The following is a 13,489-nucleotide window of genomic DNA, read 5'->3' as shown; positions in this document are numbered from 1 at the left end:
TTATCTGCGGCTGCATTAGGAATACTTCATTGCTCGACTACCTTTCCCTCTCGGCCGTTGCGCAGGTGGTGCGCGAGGGCAGCTTCGAGCGCGCGGCGCGCGCCCTGCATGTCACGCCCTCGGCGGTGTCGCAGCGCGTCAAGCAGCTGGAAGACCGGCTGGGCCTGGCGCTCATCGTGCGCGGCACGCCGTGCGTCGCGACCGAGGCGGGCGCCTGGCTGTGCCGCCACGTGGAGCAGGTCGGCATGCTCGAGCGAGAGCTTCACAGCGCCCTGCCGGCCCTCGGCGCGCTCGATGCGGGCGAGCAGCGCGTGACCCTGCGCGTCGCCGTCAACGCCGACAGCCTGGGCACCTGGCTCATGCCCGCGATCGCGGCCTTCGGCGCGCGCGAACCGGCCCTGGTGAACCTGAGCATCGACGACGAGACGCACACGGCCGAATGGCTGCGCACCGGCGCCGTGCTCGCCGCCGTGACCGCCAGCCCCAAGCCCGGCCAGGGCTGCCGGAGCGTGCCGCTGGGCCGCATGCGCTATCGCGCGACGGCGAGCCCTGCTTTCAAGAAGAAGTACTTTGCGCGCGGCGTGACGGCGAAAGCCCTGGCCGAGGCGCCGAGCCTGGCCTTCAGCCGCAAGGACAAGCTGCAGGCCCAGTGGCTGCAGGCCGTGTGCGGCCAGGCTGTCGAGGTGCCGCGGCACTGGCTCCCCTCGACCCAGGCCTTCGTGGCGGCCAGCGTGGCCGGCGTGGGCTGGGGCATGAACCCCGCGACGCTGGTGGAGCCGCACCTGCGCGACGGCAGCCTGGTCGAGCTGGTTCGCGGCGCTGACCTGCAGGTGCCCCTGTACTGGCACCACGTGCGGTTGAGGATCCCGATGCTGGAGCGGCTTACCCAGGACGTGGTGGCGGCGGCGCGCGAGGGGTTGGAGCCCTGGGACGACGTCAAGGCCACCAGTGCCGGACGGTGACCGCGATCACCCGCGCTGCCTGGGTGCGCAGATCGCGGGCCGGTGCGGGCAGCGGCGGCGCGCGCCGCGGCGGGAGAGGGGGAATCAGGAAAAGATGCCGGCCTTGCGCCGGTGCGCAGGCGGGGGGATGGAGGGTGTGCATGCCGGGGTGCCTTTGGTTTTTTCTTGGGACGGCAGGGCATCTTAGCTGTATAAAAATACAGTGTCATGACAGCCTCCTGCCAAACCCCCATCCGGCTCGGAAGAAGAGCGCCGGCCGTTCCTCAGCCGCCGCTGCGCCGCACCTGCACCGTCGCCTCCAGGCCCTCGTAGGCCTCGGGCTTGCCGAACCAGCTCCCGCTGATGGGCGCCGCCAGCGACGGATCGCGCGCGACGCCCACGCGGATGAGCAGGCCGCTGCCCATCAGCAGGTTGTTGGTGGGGTCGAAGGCCACCCAGCCGGCGCCGGGCAGGTAGGCGTGCAGCCAGGCGTGCGTGGCGCCCGCGCCGGTGATCGTCTCGCCGGGCGCGGCTGTATCGCCATCGAGCGCCGAGTCGTAGAGATAGCCCGAGACGAAGCGCGTCGCCACGCCGAGCCGGCGCGCCGCCTCCATCATGAGCAGCGCGTAGTCGCGGCAGCTGCCGCTGCCCAGCGTCAGCGTCTCCAGCGGCGTCTGCGTGCCTTCCTCGTCGCGCGACGTGTACTGCAGGCTCTGGCCGATGTGGGCGTTCATGCGGGTCAGAACCTCGAGCGTCCCATTGGGCTTGTCGACGTGCAGGAACTGGTGGGCCCAGCGGATCAGTGTGCCTTCCGGGTCGTCGTGGTGGGGGCGCAGGTAATGTTCCAGGTCCAGCCGCTCCTGCACCGAGTAGGCGAAGGGCAGGTACTCGGCGGCCGGCTCCAGCGTGAGCAGGTCCGGCGGCGCCGGCACGTGCTCGATGGTGAAAGAGCACACGATGCGCAGCTCGGTCGCCTCGCCCTTCGGCTGCACCAGCGCGATCGAGTTGGAGTAGGGGTCCTGGATCATGCGCACGTGCGCCTCGGGGCTGACCTGCAGGTCGGTGGCGAGCACGCGCAGGTCATGGCTGTCGCGCGGCCTGAACATCACGCGGTGCAGGCCGAAGCGCACCGGCTGCTTGTAGCGGTAGACGGTGGTGTGGGTGATGTCGTAGCGGATGGTCATGGCGGATTGTCTTGCTTCGATGTGACGGCATCCATCCCTTCGGTCGCCGCAGGCGCGCCGTGGCGCTGCGCGGCCGGCCCGCGCTGCGCGTCGAGCGCCCGGGCCTGCGCGGCCGGCAGCGGCAGGGGTTCGCCATGCCAGCGCGCCGCCAGCAGTTCGGCGCACAGCGCGGCAAAGCTGAGCCCGCGCGAGCCCATCGCCGTGCACAGCCAGATGCCGCCTGGCGCCTCCGCGTCCCGCGGCCCGACCAGCGGCCGCCGGTCGCTGGAGGCGCAGCGCACGCCGGCCCACGCCTCGAGCTCGCCACGCTCGAACAGCGGCGCGAGCTGCCGTGCCGCCTCCGGATGCAGGCGCGCGAGACGCTCGCGGTTGGATTCGGTGTCGTCGCTGCGAAGACTCGCCTCGCCGTTGTCGCGATCGAAGGTGGCGCCGGTGAGCCAGAGCGGGCCACCGGGGTCGGGCACGTGGGCGATGAGGTGGCCGTCGCCGTTGATGGGCATCGGGGGCAGGCGCATGTGCGCGGCCATGCGTCCCCAGGCGAGCTGGCCACGCACCGGCTGCAGCGGCATCGCCGGTGCCAGCGCCGAGCTCTCATGGCCGGCCGCGATCACCACGCGATCCGCCTCGGCCAGCAGTTCGCCTTCGGCATCGCGCAGCAGCCAGGGGCCGGAGCCTTCGATCCGCGCGACGCGGCATCCCATCCGCACGCGGATGCCGGGCTGATCCAGCCAGGCCTCGACCAGCCGCGCAGGCCGCACCCAGCCGCCGCGCGCGTGCCAGATCCCCACCGCATTTGCGGGCAGGCCGGCCTCGCGCAACTGCTCGGCCGAGGCGTGCCAGGACTCGTTCGGCCCCTCGGCGCTCCAGCCCAATGGCAGGCGGGCGGTGTCGGGGCTGCGACGCTCGAGCACGCCGCCGGCGCGCCAGTCCTTGCCTTCGGCCAGCAGCGTGCATGCCTGTTGCCAGGTGGCCCGCACGCCCGCGCGCGTGAGGCGCGAGAGCAGAGCGTCGTCGGGCGAGACATGCGGCGCGAGCACGCCTGCGGGCAGGCCCGAAGCGCCCGCTGCTGGACGGGCGCCGGCCTCCAGCACCAGCACCTGCCAGCCGCGCCGCGCCAGGCTCGCCGCGACGGCAGCGCCAGCCAGCCCCGCGCCGACCACGACGCAGCGACCGGGCGAGGAGACCACCGCCGGGTCCAGCCCGCGTTGCCGCAGCGGCCACGAAGGCTCGAACACGCCCTGCAGGCAGTCGCGCTTGGGCGGCAAGCCCGCTGCCTTGTGCAGCTGAAAGCCGCAGGGCGCCAGCGCATCGCGCACCCCCCGCGCCACGGTCCAGGTCGCCAGCCGCGTGCCGCGCCGCGCGAAGCGGGCGACGGCCTTGAGCGTCTCGGCCGACCACATCTGCGGATTGCGCTCCGGGCTGAAGCCGTCCAGGAAGATGCTGTCGGCCTCGAAGCGATGCAGGGCGCGCAGCATGGGCTGCACATCGCCGATGCACAGCGTCAGCAGCACCTGCCCGCCCTCGAACGCCAGGCGGTGGAAGCCGGGGAGCAGCCCCCACCACTGCGCGGCCAGTTCGGCGGCCAGGGGTGCGAGCCCGGGCTGCGCCGCCGCGGCTCGCAACAGGTCATCGCGCGCGACCGGGTAGGCCTCGATCGAGACGAAATGCAGCAGCCGTGGCCGCTGCGGATCGGCCCGCCAGGCCTGCCAGCTTGTCAGAAAGGAAAGGCCGAGCCCGAAGCCGGTTTCGAGAATCCGCCATTGCGGCTGGCCGGCCCAGGCCTCGGGCAGGCCGCAGCCGCCCAGGAACACATGCCGGGCCTGCGCCACGGCACCGCTTTCGGAGTGATAGATGTCGCCGAAGCGCGTGCTGTGCGGCACACCGTCGGCGCCCCAGGCGACCGGCTCGGCCATCGCGCGAGCCAGGGGATCAGTTGGGCGGCGGGGGAACGTAACCCTGCGCGACGTCGGCACCTTCGCCGAAGAAATGCTTTTCCATCTGGCGCGCCAGGTACTGGCGGGCGCGCGCATCGGCCAGGTTCAGCCGGTTCTCGTTGACCAGCATGGTCTGCTGCTTGAGCCAGGCGGCCCAGGCCTCCTTGCTGACGCTTTCCCAGATGCGCTTGCCGAGTTCACCCGGGTAGGGCGGGAAATCGAGCCCCTCGGCCTCTTTGCCGAGCTTGATGCACTGGATCATGCGTGCCATTTGGATTGCCTCTTGAAGCGGTGGGGGTGGCTTAGTTGATTTGGCTATTTAGAACTGAGAACTCGGTCGTTCCCCTTTCCTTATGCCGAATTCAGAATTCGAAGCTTCACTGTTATGCCTTCCTGAAGCACAAGACCATGAGCTACCGCCGCGACTTTATCAAGCTTTCCCTCGCCGCCGCCGCTGCGGCCGGCATCGCCCTCACGGCATTGCCGTCGTTCGCGCAGGGCGTGACGCTGCTCAATGTCTCCTACGACCCGACGCGCGAGCTCTACGTGGACTACAACAAGGCCTTCGCCGCCTACTGGAAGGGCAAGACCGGCCAGGCGGTGACGGTCAAGCAGTCGCATGGCGGCTCCGGCAAGCAGGCGCGCTCGATCATCGACGGCATCGACGCCGACGTCGCCACGCTGGCGCTGGCCGGCGACACCGATGCGCTGGTCAAGCATGGCGGCCTGGTCAATGCCGACTGGCAGAAGCGCCTGCCGCACAACTCGGCCCCCTACACCTCGACCATCGTGTTCCTGGTGAAGAAGGGCAACCCCAAGGGCCTCAAAGACTGGGACGACCTCGCCAAGCCCGGCGTGCAGGTGATCACCCCCAACCCCAAGACCTCGGGCGGCGCGCGCTGGAACTACCTGGCTGCCTGGGAATTCGGCAAGCGCAAGTTCGGTGGCGATGCCAAGGCCAAGGAATTCGTGTCGAAGGTCTACAAGAACGTGCCGGTGCTGGACACTGGTGCGCGCGGCTCCACCATCACCTTCGTCCAGCGCGGCGTGGGCGACGTGCTGCTGGCCTGGGAGAACGAGGCCTTTCTGGCGCTGAAGGAATTCGGCCCCGAGAAGTTCGAGATCGTGGTGCCCTCGGTCAGCATCCTGGCCGAGCCCACGGTGACGGTGGTCGACAAGGTGGTCGACAAGAAGGGCACGCGCGCCGTGGCCGAGGAATACCTCAAGTACCTGTACTCCGACGAAGGCCAGGACATCGCGGGCCGCAACTACTACCGCCCGACCTCCGACAAGGCCAAGGCCAAGTACGAGAAGCAGTTCCCCAAGCTCACGCTGTTCACCATCGACCAGGCCTTCGGCGGCTGGGCCAAGGCGGACAAGGAGCACTTCGCCGACGGCGGGTCCTTCGACCAGATCTACAGCGCAAAGTAAGAGCGCCCCGATCGTGACTGTTCTCCTGATTGCCGGCAGCCCGTCGGCCCCTTCGCGCTCGGCCGTGCTGCTCGATGCGGTGGCCGCGCGGCTGGCGCTGCGCGACGTGCCGGTCGAGCGGATCGCGATCCGCGAACTCGCGGCGCATGCGCTGCTGCTGGGCGAGGCCTCACATCCGGCGATCCAGCATGCCGCCGAGCAGGTGCGAAAGGCCGATGCGATCGTGATCGCGACGCCGGTCTACAAGGCCGCGTACAGCGGCGTGCTCAAGGTCTTCCTCGATCTGCTGCCGCAGTCCGCGCTGCGCGGCAAGACGGTGCTGCCGCTGGCCACCGGCGGCAGCCCGCACCACATGCTGGCGCTGGACTATGCGCTGCGGCCGGTGCTGCAGTCGCTGGCGGCGCGGCACATCCTGCCGGGCGTGTATGCGACCGACGGGCAGGTGACGCTGCAGCCCGAAGGGGCCTACCAGCTGCAGAGCGAGCTGGCCCAGCGCCTCGACGACGCGGTGGACGCCCTCGCGCACGAAGGCCTCAAGCTGCCGGCGACGAACGGCTTCGAACCGGTGCCCTTCTCGCGCGTGCGATGTAGCGTCTGAAGCCCGGGCCCGCGGGCCCGGCGCGTCTCTCTCCCTCCCAATTCTTCCTGCGTTCTTCGCCGCCGCGCGTGCGGCGTGGGACGGCTCACGCCTGAAAGACACTCACCATGAAGACCTTGCATTCATCGAAGCGCCGTGCCTTGATCCGCGGCGCCGCCGCGGCGATCGCCCTGCCATCCCTGGCCGCGTTCGCCCAGGCACCGGCGCGGCAGTTGCGCATCGGCCACCAGAAGGGCGTGCTGAGCCTGCTCAAGGGCCGCGGCACCCTGGAGAAGCAGCTGGCGCCGCTGAACGTCTCGCTCAAGTGGACCGAGTTCACGGCCGGGCCGGTGCAGCTCGAAGCGCTCAACGTCGGCTCGATCGACTTCGGCGATGTCGGCGAAGCGCCGCCGATCTTCGCGCAGGCCGCGGGTGCGCCGCTGGCCTACGTGGCGGCCACGGTGCCGCGCCCGCAGTCGGAAGCGGTGCTGGTGCCCAAAGGGTCGGCGATCCGTTCGGTGGCCGAGCTCAAGGGCAGGAAGGTCGCGCTCAACAAGGGCAGCAACGTGCACTACTTCCTGGTCAAGCTGCTGGACAAGCATGGCCTGGGCTATGGCGACGTCAACGTCGTCTTCCTGCCGCCCGCGGATGCGCGCGCCGCCTTCGAGAAAGGCTCCGTCGACGCCTGGGTGATCTGGGACCCCTTCCTCGCCGCGGCAGAAAAGGCGCTCGAGGCCCGGGTGCTGGCCGACGCCGCGGGCGTGGTCGGCAACCGCGGCTACTACTTCTCCTCGCTCGGCTATGCAGAGAAGAACGCCGATGTGATCCGGATCCTGACCGAGGAGATCAACAAGGTCGACCAATGGGGCCAAGCGAACAAGAGCGCCTACGCCGCCGAGCTGTCGCAGCTGTGGGGGATTCCGCAGCCGGTCGTCGACGTCGTGGTGGGCCGCTGGAAGTACGGCACCGGGCCGATCACCAAGGCCATCCTGGCGGAGCAGCAGAAGATCGCCGACACCTTTTTGTCCCTCGGGTTGATCCCCAAGAAGATCAACGTGCTCGATGCAGCGGCCGCCGGCATTGCCTGACAGCGCGCTGTGGCGCCTGCGCGCCGTGCGGGTGCTTCGCACCACGGCACGGGAGTGGGGCCTGCGGCGCTTTCTCTTCGCCATCTGATCGAGATCACACCATGCAAGTCTTCTGGTTTCTTCCCACCCACGGCGACAGCCGCTACCTCGGCACGACCGAAGGTGCACGTCCTGTCGACCTGGCCTATCTGCAGCAGGTCGCCGGCGCGGCCGACCAGCTCGGCTACGAGGGCGTCTTGATCCCCACCGGCCGTTCCTGCGAGGACCCGTGGGTGATCGCGGCCAGCCTGATCGGCGCGACGCGCCGGCTCAAGTTCCTGGTCGCGGTGCGGCCCGGCCTGCACCAGCCCAGCCTGGCCGCGCGCATGGCCGCGACCTTCGACCGGCTCTCGGGCGGGCGCGTGCTGGTCAACCTGGTGACCGGCGGCGACCAGGCAGAGCTCGAGGGCGACGGCGTCTTTCTCGACCATGCATCGCGCTACGAGCAATCGGCCGAGTTCATCCGCATCTGGCGCGAGATCATTGCGCGCAGCCATGAGGGCCAGGCCTTCGACTATGAGGGCAAGCACTTGAGCGTGAAGGGCGCGAAGCTCTTGTACCCGCCCACGCAGAAGCCGTATCCGCCGGTGTGGTTCGGCGGCTCCTCGGCGGCGGCGCACGAGCTTGCGGCGGAGCAGGTCGATACCTATCTGACTTGGGGCGAGCCACCCGCCGAAGTCGCGAAGAAGATTGCCGACGTTCGCGAGCGTGCCGCAGGCAAGGGCCGCACCGTGAAGTTCGGCATTCGCCTGCATGTGATCGTGCGCGAGACGGATGACGCGGCGTGGAAAGCTGCCGAGGACCTGATCAGCCGCGTCGATGACGCCACCGTGATCCGCGCCCAAGCGGCCTTCGCGCGCATGGACTCCGAAGGCCAGCGCCGCATGGCCGCGCTGCATGCCGGCGGTGCCAAACGCACACGCGCCGAGCTCGAGATCTCGCCCAACCTCTGGGCCGGCGTGGGCCTGGTGCGCGGCGGCGCCGGCACGGCGCTGGTGGGCGACGCGAAGACCGTGGCGGCGCGCATCGAGGAGTACGCGGCGCTGGGCCTCGACAACTTCATCCTCTCGGGCTACCCGCACCTCGAAGAGTCGTACCGCTTCGCCGAACTGGTGTTCCCGCTCCTGCCGCGCAAGCGCCGCCCGAGCCTGCCGGGCGGGTCGCTGACCGGCCCTTTCGGCGAAGTCGTCGCCAATCTCGATGCGCCTTCGCGCCTCGTTTCCCAAAGCTGATCGCGAGGATTTCTACTCATGACTGAACAAGTGCAGCCACTGCCGGTCGCGGCGCCTTTGCTGGGGCCAGCTCGAGCCTTCGGGCTCGGCGTCGCCAGGCGTCTCGTGCCCTGGCTCGTGCCCGTGGGGCTGATCGTCGCGTGGCAGATCGCCTCGTCGCTCGGCTGGCTCTCCACCCGCGTGCTGCCGGCGCCGGTCGACGTGGTCAAGGCCGCGTGGACGCTGGCCGTCTCCGGCGAGCTGTGGACCCATGTGAAGGTGAGCGCCGGCCGGGCCTTGTCGGGCCTGGCCATCGGCGGCGGGCTCGGGTTGGCGCTGGGGCTCCTGACCGGCTCGGTCAAGTTCTTCGAGACGTTGCTCGACTCCACCATCCAGATGGTGCGCAACATCCCGGCGCTGGCGCTGATTCCGCTGGTGATCCTCTGGTTCGGTATCGACGAGTCAGCCAAGCTGTTCCTCATTTCGGTGTCGGTGTTCTTCCCGATCTACCTCAACACCTTCCACGGCATCCGCAACGTGGACCCGCAATTGATCGAAATGGGCCGCACCTACGGGCTCTCGCGCTGGCAGCTCTACAAGGAAGTGATCCTGCCCGGCGCGCTGTCATCGATTTTGGTGGGTCTGCGCTTCTCGCTCGGACTCATGTGGGTGATCCTCATCGTGGCCGAGACGATCTCCGCGCAGGCCGGCATCGGCTACCTCACGATGAATGCGCGCGAGTTCCTGCAGACCGACATCGTGCTGGTGGGCATCCTGCTCTACGCACTGCTCGGCAAGCTGGCCGACGTGTTCGCCCGCGGGCTCGAGCACTGGTGGCTGCGCTGGCACCCGGGCTACCAGTCAAAGTGAAGGAGGAGGGCGACATGACTTCTTCCCTCACTCGCCGCGCCGCGCTGGGCGCACTGGCTTCGCTGGCGGGCGGCGTGGCCTTCGCGCAAGGCGCCGCATCGTCGACGATCCGCATTGGCTACCAGAAATCGTCGACGCTGACCGTGGTGCTGAAGGCCCAGGGCACGCTGGAGCGCCAGCTCGCACCGCTGGGCGTCAAGATCAGCTGGCACGAGTTCAGCAGCGGCCTGCCGCTGCTCGAGGCGCTCAACCTGGACAACCTCGACTTCAGCGCCGACGTGGCCGACACCGTGCCGGTGTTCGCCCAGGCCGCGGGCGCCAAGCTGACCTTCGTCGCGCAGGAGGCGCCGTCGCCGGCCGCGCAGGCGATCGTCGTGCGGGCCGATTCGCCCCTGCAGTCCGTGGCCGACCTCAAGGGCAGGAAAGTCGGCTTCGCCAAGGCCGCCGGCGTGCACTACCTGCTGATCGCGGCGCTCGACAAGGCCGGCCTGTCGTTCAAGGACATCGAGCCCGCCTACCTGACGCCGGCCGACGGCCGCGCCGCCTTCGAGCGCGGCGCGATCGATGCCTGGGTCGTGTGGGACCCCTTCCTCTCCGCGGCGCAGCGCCAGTCGAAGCTGCGCGTGCTGGCGGACGGCACCGGCATCGCGTCGTACCAGCGCTACTACCTGGCCGGAACGCCGTTCGCGAACGCGCGCCCCGACGTGCTGCGCGTGCTCTACGCCGAACTGCACAAGGCCGGCCTCTGGGTCAAGCACAAGCCCGCCGAAGCGGCCGCGCTGCTGGCCCCGGTGTGGGGGCTCGACACGGCCACGGTCGAGCAGGCCAACGCCAGGCGCAGCTACGCGGTGCGGCCCGTGGTGGCCGGCGGACTCGCCGAACAGCAGCGCATTGCCGATGCCTTCTTCGCCGAGAAGCTGCTGCCCCGAAAACTCAATGCGCTCGACGCGGCGCTCTTCAACCCCGGAGCCTGAGAAACAACATGAGCGCCATCCTCCAGCAAGGCCATCCCGGCGTGCGCCTCGAAGCGCGCGGCCTCCACAAGCGCTACGGCACGCGCGAGGTGCTGCGCAACACCCAGCTCACGATCGAGCCGGGCCAGTTCATCGCCATCGTCGGCCGCAGCGGCTGCGGCAAGAGCACGCTGCTGCGCCTCGTCGCGGGCCTCGAAGAAGCCTCCGAAGGCGGCCTCTACACCGACGGCCAGCCCGTCGACGGACTGCACGACGACACGCGGATCATGTTCCAGGAGGCGCGCCTCTTGCCCTGGCGCCGTGTGCTCGACAACGTCACGCTCGGCTTGCCGCCGGCGGCGCGGGCGCGCGGCGAGGAAGTTCTGGCGCAGGTCGGCCTGGCCGATCGCAAGGCAGAGTGGCCGGCGCGGCTGTCGGGAGGGCAGCGCCAGCGCGTCTCGCTGGCCCGTGCGCTGGTGCATCAGCCGCGGCTGCTGTTGCTCGACGAGCCGCTGGGCGCGCTCGATGCCTTGACGCGCATCGAGATGCACCGGCTGATCGAGAACCTGTGGCAGCGCCACCGCTTCACGGCCCTGCTCGTCACGCACGATGTGCAGGAGGCGGTGGCGCTGGCCGACCGCGTGATCCTGATCGAGGACGGCCGCATCGCGCTCGACGAGAACATCGCGCTCGCGCGGCCGCGCTCGCAGGGCGATCCGGCCTTTGCGGCGATCGAGAAGCGCATTCTCGACCGCGTGCTGCAGAAGCCCGATGGCGAGCCGGCCAAGGACACGCGCTGGGCCTACGGGCCGGCGCATGCCCTGCGCTGGGCCGTCTGATCCCTTTCTTCTCTTTTCTTTTTTTCAACAGGAGCTACCCATGTCCATCCAAGCCATCAACGTCCGCAACCAGTTCAAGGGCAAGGTCCGCGAGATCATCCGCGGCGATGTCGTCTCCGAAGTCGACGTCGAGACCGCCTGGGGCATCGTGACCTCGGTCATCACCACGCGCTCGGTCGACGAGCTTCAGCTCAAGCCCGGCTCCGACGTCGTTGCGCTGGTGAAGTCCACGGAGGTGTCGATCGCCAAGCTCTAGGGCCCTGCGGCGGGGCCCCGAGCCTCGCCCCTTTCAATCGGATTAACCCCTGCATATGCAGCACTGAGGTCGTGTAAAGCAGAAGCGTTAGCGACTTTGGTTGAAGACGGTAATCTTCACCTCGACATTGCCGCCCGTTCTTTGTTCAGCTATCTTCCGCCGTCCTAAAAGTCAGGGAGAAAGAGTTGAAAGAATGGGTACGACCCCTTGCCTGCGGCGAGGGCGCAGCCACGCCGGCCACGACAACAACGTCCGCACCAAAGCCCCATCCGGCACTCGTTGCACTTTGCACGCTGGCGCGCCTGCATCAGGTCGCCGCAGATCCGTCGACCTTGGCGCATCAGCTGAGTCTTGGTCCCTGCGATGTGGTCGACACCCCCATCGTGCTGCGCGCGGCCAGGCTGCTGGGGCTCAAGGCCAAGCTCTCGCGCACCACGCTCGATCGCCTGGGCATGACGCCGCTGCCGGTGCTGGCGCTGATGCACGGCGACGAAGGCAAGACGCGCTGCGTGATCCTCGGCCGGTGCGATGCGCACCGCGTGCTGTTCCAGGATGATCCTTCCCAGGGCTCTTCCTGCCCGGTGATCGAGCCCCTGGAAGTCTTTGCGCAGCACTGGACCGGCGAGATCATCCTCATCACCAGCCGCGCCAGCCTTGCGGGCGAGGTGGCCAAGTTCGACTTCTCCTGGTTCGTGCCCAGCCTCGTCAAGCACCGCCGCCTGCTGGTCGAGGTGCTGGCCATTTCCTTCATGCTTCAGCTCTTCGCGCTGGTGAGCCCGCTGTTCTTCCAGGTCGTGATGGACAAGGTGCTGGTGCATCGCGGCCTCACCACCCTCGATGTCCTCGTCGTCGGCCTGCTGGTGGTGGTCATTTTCGAGAGCCTGCTCAACGGGCTGCGCGGCTACATCTTCGGCCACACCACCACCCGCATCGACGTCGAGCTCGGCACGCGACTGTTCCGCCATCTGGTGCAGCTGCCCCTGGCCTACTTCCAGGCTCGCAGGATCGGCGACTCGGTGGCGCGCGTGCGCGAGCTCGAGAACATTCGCAGCTTTCTCACCGGCAATGCGCTCACCGTCGTGCTCGACGTGCTGTTCTCGGCGATGTTCATCGGCGTCATGCTGTTCTACAGCGTCTCCATGACGCTCATCGTGCTCGCGAGCCTGCCGCTGTACTTCGGCCTGAGCCTCGCCGTCGTGCCTGTGCTGCGCCGGCGCCTGGACCAGAAGTTCGCCCGCGGCGCCGAGAACCAGGCGCTGCTGGTGGAGACCGTCGGCGCCATCCAGACCGTCAAGGCCACCGCACTCGAACCCGTCTTCGGCCGCCGCTGGGACGAGCAGCTCGCCGCCTACGCCTCGGCCAGCTTCCGCACGCAGAGCCTCGCGAGTTGGGCCCATGAGGGCATCAACCTCATCGGCAAGCTGGTCAACGCCGCCACGCTCTGGTGGGGTGCGCACCTGGTGATGGACAACCAGCTCAGCGTCGGCCAGTTCGTCGCCTTCAACATGTTCGCCCAGCGGGTGGCGCAGCCCATCATGCGCATGGCTCAGCTGTGGACCGACTTCCAGCAGACCGGCATCTCGATGGCGCGGCTGGGCGACATCCTGAACAGCCGAACCGAGGTGCCGTCCCATGCGGCGGCGCAGCTGCCGGCGCTGGAAGGGAGAGTGACGCTGGAGAACCTGACGTTCCGCTACCGTCCGGAAGCCGCACCCGTGCTCGATGGCGTGAGGCTCGACGTGTGCCCCGGCGAAGTGATCGGCATCGTCGGGCGCTCCGGCTCCGGCAAGAGCACGCTGACCAAGCTGGTCCAGCGCCTCTACCTACCGGAGCAAGGCCCTGGTGGATGGGATCGACATCCGGCAGATCGACGCAGCCCAGCTGAGAAGACAGATCGGTGTGGTGCTGCAGGAGAACGTGCTGTTCAACCGCAGCGTGCGCGAGAACACCCTGAACAGCTGGTACGCGGGGAGTCAATACCACGTCGAGGAGTTCAGGACCAGCGACGGCCATGTGCTGATCGACACCCAGGTGCAGAACCTGGTGCAGGCGATGGCCAGCTTCTCGCCGCCGGCTCCTGGCTCGGTGACCGCGACGCCATTGAATGATCAGGCCAGGCTGGTGCCGACGCTTGCTTCTCCGCTCTGGGGGTAAAGAAGCAGGTGC

General features: G+C 68.8%; 13 protein-coding genes. 10 read left to right on the top strand and 3 right to left on the bottom strand.

The window, feature by feature from the left end; all coding sequences use genetic code 11:
• The first annotated feature begins 29 nt into the window (after positions 1 to 29).
• The gene (locus AC3A6X_RS16955) at positions 30 to 962 is read left to right on the top strand and encodes a LysR family transcriptional regulator ArgP (RefSeq protein WP_487843275.1); all 933 of its coding nucleotides are present in this window, start codon (positions 30 to 32) and stop codon (positions 960 to 962) included.
• Positions 963 to 1,225: 263 nt separating this feature from the next.
• Here AC3A6X_RS16955 and AC3A6X_RS16950 read toward each other — a convergent pair whose 3' ends face one another.
• The 3 genes from AC3A6X_RS16950 to AC3A6X_RS16940 are packed head-to-tail and all read right to left on the bottom strand — an operon-like array spanning position 1,226 to position 4,330.
• Entirely contained in the window at positions 1,226 to 2,125 is a 900-nt protein-coding gene (locus AC3A6X_RS16950; RefSeq protein WP_487843274.1) for a transglutaminase family protein, read from the bottom strand.
• Positions 2,122 to 4,038, bottom strand: coding sequence for a bifunctional tRNA (5-methylaminomethyl-2-thiouridine)(34)-methyltransferase MnmC2/FAD-dependent 5-carboxymethylaminomethyl-2-thiouridine(34) oxidoreductase MnmC1 (gene mnmC / locus AC3A6X_RS16945; protein ID WP_487843273.1), 1,917 nt, complete (start codon positions 4,036 to 4,038; stop codon positions 2,122 to 2,124). Before mnmC ends, AC3A6X_RS16950 begins: the two co-directional genes overlap by 4 nt.
• A gap of 16 nt (positions 4,039 to 4,054) precedes the next feature.
• The gene (locus tag AC3A6X_RS16940) at positions 4,055 to 4,330 is read right to left on the bottom strand and encodes an oxidative damage protection protein (RefSeq protein WP_309962238.1); all 276 of its coding nucleotides are present in this window, start codon (positions 4,328 to 4,330) and stop codon (positions 4,055 to 4,057) included.
• 137 nt (positions 4,331 to 4,467) lie between these two features.
• On the opposite strand from AC3A6X_RS16940, the gene AC3A6X_RS16935 reads away from it, so the two are divergent.
• The 9 genes from AC3A6X_RS16935 to AC3A6X_RS16895 all read left to right on the top strand — a co-directional run bounded on the left by AC3A6X_RS16935 (position 4,468) and on the right by AC3A6X_RS16895 (position 13,431).
• A complete protein-coding gene (locus tag AC3A6X_RS16935; RefSeq protein WP_487843272.1) occupies positions 4,468 to 5,490 on the top strand; it encodes a sulfate ABC transporter substrate-binding protein in 1,023 nt (340 codons plus the stop codon).
• Positions 5,491 to 5,503: 13 nt separating this feature from the next.
• A complete protein-coding gene (ssuE, locus tag AC3A6X_RS16930) occupies positions 5,504 to 6,088 on the top strand; it encodes an NADPH-dependent FMN reductase (RefSeq protein ID WP_106558391.1) in 585 nt (194 codons plus the stop codon).
• A gap of 107 nt (positions 6,089 to 6,195) precedes the next feature.
• Positions 6,196 to 7,155 carry a sulfonate ABC transporter substrate-binding protein gene (locus tag AC3A6X_RS16925; protein ID WP_487843271.1) on the top strand — a complete coding sequence of 320 codons (960 nt, stop codon included), beginning with the start codon at positions 6,196 to 6,198 and terminating at the stop codon, positions 7,153 to 7,155.
• A gap of 101 nt (positions 7,156 to 7,256) precedes the next feature.
• A complete protein-coding gene (ssuD, locus tag AC3A6X_RS16920; RefSeq protein ID WP_487843270.1) occupies positions 7,257 to 8,426 on the top strand; it encodes an FMNH2-dependent alkanesulfonate monooxygenase in 1,170 nt (389 codons plus the stop codon).
• Between the two features lie 18 nt (positions 8,427 to 8,444).
• Positions 8,445 to 9,275, top strand: a complete 831-nt coding sequence (gene ssuC, locus AC3A6X_RS16915; RefSeq protein ID WP_487843269.1) for an aliphatic sulfonate ABC transporter permease SsuC — start codon at positions 8,445 to 8,447, stop codon at positions 9,273 to 9,275.
• A 14-nt stretch (positions 9,276 to 9,289) separates the two neighbouring features.
• Positions 9,290 to 10,249: an aliphatic sulfonate ABC transporter substrate-binding protein gene (locus AC3A6X_RS16910; protein WP_487843268.1), complete on the top strand. Its 960-nt coding sequence runs from the start codon at positions 9,290 to 9,292 to the stop codon at positions 10,247 to 10,249.
• 8 nt (positions 10,250 to 10,257) lie between these two features.
• The gene (locus tag AC3A6X_RS16905; protein WP_487843267.1) at positions 10,258 to 11,067 is read left to right on the top strand and encodes an ATP-binding cassette domain-containing protein; all 810 of its coding nucleotides are present in this window, start codon (positions 10,258 to 10,260) and stop codon (positions 11,065 to 11,067) included.
• Positions 11,068 to 11,107: 40 nt separating this feature from the next.
• The gene (locus AC3A6X_RS16900) at positions 11,108 to 11,323 is read left to right on the top strand and encodes a TOBE domain-containing protein (protein WP_028250350.1); all 216 of its coding nucleotides are present in this window, start codon (positions 11,108 to 11,110) and stop codon (positions 11,321 to 11,323) included.
• 185 nt (positions 11,324 to 11,508) lie between these two features.
• Positions 11,509 to 13,431 (top strand): ABC transporter transmembrane domain-containing protein, encoded by a 1,923-nt coding sequence (locus AC3A6X_RS16895; RefSeq protein WP_487843266.1) that lies wholly within the window; start codon positions 11,509 to 11,511, stop codon positions 13,429 to 13,431.
• Positions 13,432 to 13,489: the final 58 nt, after the last annotated feature.

The sequence above is a fragment of the Variovorax sp. Soil_C_12 genome (assembly GCF_057657375.1).
The sequence above is the reverse complement of the archived record's forward strand: the minus strand, read 5'-3'. Positions and strand labels throughout refer to the sequence as shown.